The 4,853-nt window shown below is 44.8% G+C and carries 2 protein-coding genes; both read right to left on the minus strand.

Annotation, left to right across the window (positions count from 1 at the left end):
* Window positions 1-217: 217 nt before the first annotated feature.
* Window positions 218-3,328, minus strand: a complete 3,111-nt coding sequence (vexH, locus tag B9J84_RS14455; RefSeq protein WP_017049467.1) for a vibriobactin export RND transporter permease subunit VexH — start codon at window positions 3,326-3,328, stop codon at window positions 218-220.
* Window positions 3,328-4,380 (minus strand): efflux RND transporter periplasmic adaptor subunit, encoded by a 1,053-nt coding sequence (locus B9J84_RS14460; RefSeq protein WP_094124433.1) that lies wholly within the window; start codon window positions 4,378-4,380, stop codon window positions 3,328-3,330. Before B9J84_RS14460 ends, vexH begins: the two co-directional genes overlap by 1 nt.
* Window positions 4,381-4,853 lie beyond the last annotated feature (473 nt).

Genomic DNA, 4,853 nt, shown 5'->3' on the forward strand with positions numbered 1-4,853 from the left:
ATAATTAATACCTAAGATTTAAATAGGAAAAATGAACTGGCTATTTTGATGGATTATCGAAAATGGCATTAACCATTTGATATCTCGCTTGTATATTCAAATAACTTGATGTGATAAGCCGGCCGCATGTGATTTCATCTAATGGGCATAGATAACGGTGAATGGAATAGGTGTGAACGGTGAAGAGCCTGCAGGGCGCAGGCTCTTGATACGTTAATCAGTGAACACTTCTGGTTTTAACATCATGCAGCAGTTCTTGATTAAGTTCAGCTTCAACATGACCTGGAGAGCGTGTTGATGCCGAGACCAAACGATACATAGCAGGGATAACAAACAGAGTGACTAAAGTGGCAAAACCCATACCGAAGAAAATCACCGTACCCACCGCAACTCGGCTTTCATAGCCTGCTCCTGTCGAGATAATTAATGGGATTGAACCTGCTAAAGTAGTAAATGCGGTCATCATGATTGGCCGTAAGCGCCTCGCTGAAGCATCAATAATTGCTTTTTCAAACTCAACCCCTCGGTCACGCAGCTGGTTGGCAAATTCAACGATCAAAATGCCATTTTTGGTCACCATACCGATCAGCATAATCATCCCAATTTGGCTATAGATGTTGATACCTTGTCCCATAATTGATAGACCAAGAAAGCCGCCAAACACACCCATCGGCACCGTCAACATCACCACTAACGGGTTGATAAAACTTTCAAATTGGGCGGCTAGTACCAAATAAGCGACAAGCAGCGCTAACGCAAATACAATGGCTACACTCGATTGGTTTTCTTTAAAATCTTTTGACTCACCTGAGTAACTAATGGAAATATCACTAGGTAGCGTTTCAATAGCTTTCTGATCCAGAAAATCAAGCGCTTCGCCCAACGTGTAACCAGCTGATAAATTTGCAGTAACCGTGATCGCCTTTTGCTTATTGTAATGAGACAAGCGGATTGATGATGCCACTTCTTCCACTTTCGCAAGTGCATCCAGTGTAACAAGCTCACCGGATGCGGTTCTCATGTAGATCTGGCTTAAATCGGAGGCGTTATTGAAGCTATTTTCGTCCCCACGGAGATAAACATCATACTCTTCGCCACGCTCAACAAAGCTGGTTTCACTCTTCCCGCCGAGCATCACTTCTAACGTATCTGAAATATCCGCGACACTGATCCCCAATTCCGCGGCACGCTGCCTATCAATCGTCACCACCAGTTCAGGTGTCTTTTCGGAATAATTGGTGTCAGCACCTTCCATAAAGGGGGAATTTTCAGCTTCCGTTTTTAACAATTCAGCCCATTTTTTGAGTTCAGGATAGTCTGACCCACCTAACACAAACTGAACAGGCTCGTTAGAGCCACCACGAAAGCCGGGCATAAAGGGCATAACTCGTACATCGGGAATTCCCGTTAGCGCTTTTTTTACCTGCCCTAATGCTTGTTGAGCGGTGATGCTTCGTTCGTTCCAGTCATCCAAAATCATGATAACAAAACCCGTCTGATCACCCGCTTGCCCACCGAACGCAGGCGATTGAATACTAAACGACTTGAGAAAACCTTTGCCAACCAAGGGCATTAACCGCTGCTCAACAAGATCCATATTGGCCGACATCCGGTTATAACTGGTCGCATCCGCTCCGCGCACAAAGGCAAAAATAACGCCGCGATCTTCTGAAGGCGTAAGCTGAGAAGGCACTTTCTGCATCAGAAAATAACTGCCACCAACGCATGCAAGGATGACGAGCGGTGCAGCCCATTTCCAACTGATAGCAAAACGTAAAGAGGATTTGTAACCCGCTTCTAAACGGCCAAAAACACGATCAACAAAACGATTAAAACGGTTTGGTTTGACATTGACCTTTAAAATCTTACTACCGAGAACGGGTGTTAAAGTTAACGCTATTAGCGATGAAAAGAGAACCGACATGGCCAAAAGTACAGAGAACTCGGTGAACAACAGGCCGACCATGCCGTCCATAAAAGAGATCGGTAAAAAGACCATCACTAATACCAATGTGGTGGCAATCACGGCAAAGCCGACTTCGCGCGTCCCTTTATAAGCCGCCAGCAGTGGCTTCTCTCCCTGTTCTATGTGATGAAATATATTTTCCACCACCACAATCGCGTCATCAACAACCAAACCGATGGAAAGAATCAGCGCCATCAAGGTGATAAGGTTAATGGAGAATCCGAAATAGTAAGCGGCAATAAAAGAAGAGATCAATGATACTGGCACAGTAACGGCTGGGATTAGCGTTGCCCGAACTTGGCCGATAAAAATGTACAGTACCAAAATCACTAAACCACCCGTGATAAACAGTGTGCTATACACTTCCGAAATTGAGCGATCAATAAAAACGGTCGAGTCGTAGTCAATGGCCAAGCGCGTTCCTTTGGGTAGAAACTGCTGAATATTATCGACTTCTTGATGGACACGCTGCGCCACATCCAAGGGGTTAGCATCTGACTGTGGCACAATGCCCATGCTCACATTAACCACACCGTCGCTTTTGAAGGTTGAGTTTTCGTTCTCAGCGCCGATGAAGACATCCGCGACATCTTTTAAGTAAATCGGCGAATTGTCACTTGCGCGCTTAACCACCAGATAGTCAAAATCTTGAGCCGTTTTGTACGCTCGGTCGGTACGCACCGACATTACTGTCGAATCGTTACGCACTTCCCCGCCCGGGCTTTCAATATTTTCACTGCGCAATGCACTTGATATATCAGAAGTCGTGACACCACGCCCAGCCATCAGATTCGGCTTGAGCTTGACATACATCACCTTATAAAGGCCACCAGACACATCCACAGAACTGACACCAGAGATTAAACTAAAACGGTCAATCAAAGCTCGTTCGATATAATCGGTCAGTTGGGTTCGATCCATCTCTGAAGAACTGAGATTAATGTACAAAGAAGCTTCACCAGAGCCATTATTTTTGAATACGGTTGGATCATCTGCTTCATCCGGTAATGAGCGCTGCGCTCTCGCAACGGCGTCGCGGATATCGCTCACACCAGTATTGAGATCGTAACCCAGTTCAAATGTAACGGTAATCCGTGACATGCCATTGCGCGTGGTTGATTCAATTTCATCAATCCCGCTAATGCCTGCCAGTTGATCTTCCAATACAGAAGTGATTTGGCTTTCAATGATGGTAGCTGAAGCCCCTGCATAGCGAGTACTGATTGAAACCACCGGGCTTTCAATATCGGGCATTTCCCGGACCGAAAGCTTAGAAAATGACACGAGACCAAAAACACACAACAGTAAGCTTAATACCACCGCCGCCACAGGGCGCTTCACTGAAACATCGGATAACCACATTATTTGTCATCCTTTTGTATCGGTGAGCCATCCACATTGACTTCAGTAACGACAATGCCGTTTCTCATATTCACGATACCTTGCACCACAATCTTATCACCAATGGCTAAACCTTTATCAATCACCACTTGATTGTCGATCCGCGCGCCAAGCCAAACTTCCGTGCGTATTACTTTATTATTGCTATCAATCACATAGACATAGCGTTTAGTGCCTGAATATTCGAGTGCTTGAACGGGGATAATGGGCGCTTCAATCGCTGGGAAATTCAACTTAGTAGAAAGCAACATCCCGGGTTTTAGCTTGCCATCTTGGTTATCGAAATGAATACGGACACGCAAATTCAAGGTTTCACGGTTAATGCGAGAATCAATACCCACAACTTTGCCGGTAAACTCGTTTTTTGCCCAAGCATTACTCTTCGCCGTCACCGTCATACCTTTACTGATTAACGAAAGGTAACGCTCTGGCACTTGGATATCGAGTTGCATCACCGATAGGTCATCTAAAGTCAGCAATTCCGTCCCTGCACTGACCATTTTGCCCAAACTAAAATCAATAAAACCAACGGTGCCATTAAATGGCGCGCTAATGTGCAGATCGTTTAAATTTGCGTTTGCTGCATCTAAACGTGCTTGAGCAATATCAACACTCGCTTTTTGCGCATCGATTTCCGTTTGGGTAATGGCGTTCCGTTTGACCAAACGTTCAAACTCTTTCAACTTACGCTGTTCATCGTTCAAATAGGCTTGAGCCTCTGAAAGTGCGGCTTTGGCTTTATCATCATTAAGCTGAATTAAGAGCTGACCTTTCTTGACCTCTTGATTGGCTTTAATCGCAATATGGCTGACCTTTCCCGAAACTTCAGATGAGATCTCCACTGCTCGTTCAGCTTCTAATTTACCAATCAGTGAAAGAGACTGAGACACTTGATGAGTTGCCACACGCTCTGCGACCACCGCAACGGCCTGTGGTGCTTGCGCAGCGAACGCACTTAACGGTGTGGTAAGCAAGGTAACCATCATTAACGAAAGAATAGACGTGTTTTTCATAGTTTTTATTCAACAATAAATAGACTGATTGAATTGTAACTGCTTATACGACGCTCGAACGTCAAGGAGTGTAAATCTTATTAAATATCTGTAACATGCGTCATAACTTAGCCTCCTCCGGCTGCTTTTTAGGCGTCACACACAGGCTATACCCAAACAACTTGAAGTTGCAGGTAGGTGGCAAGTAAGTTCATCCCCATGAGCATAGATAAACTATGTGATTGGGGTGAGCGAACGTAGCCAACACCGCTGCAGCTTCAAGTGGGAAGGGTATAAATAGAACAAAACTATCCATTCCTCACCCCTTTGCCCAAAAAGGCAGCATTCAATTCAAAATCATAAGAAAAAGGCTTTACAGAGAGAGCGAGTTTGCTATCATGCGCTCCGCACTTGAGCAATGCGTTGGGAAAACGTTGTTTAAGCATACTGTGAGCCAATAGTGTCCTTATAAGCACTATAAATCACATTGTATG

Source organism: Vibrio sp. V03_P4A6T147 (genome assembly GCF_002241085.1).
Classification (GTDB): Bacteria; Pseudomonadota; Gammaproteobacteria; order Enterobacterales; family Vibrionaceae; genus Vibrio; species Vibrio anguillarum.

Bases quoted from the DNA above. Each gene is read 5' to 3' on its own strand.
- B9J84_RS14460 (WP_094124433.1), bottom strand. From the start codon at position 4,380: ATGAAAAACACGTCTATTCTTTCGTTAATGATGGTTACCTTGCTTACC.
- vexH (WP_017049467.1), bottom strand. From the start codon at position 3,328: ATGTGGTTATCCGATGTTTCAGTGAAGCGCCCTGTGGCGGCGGTGGTA.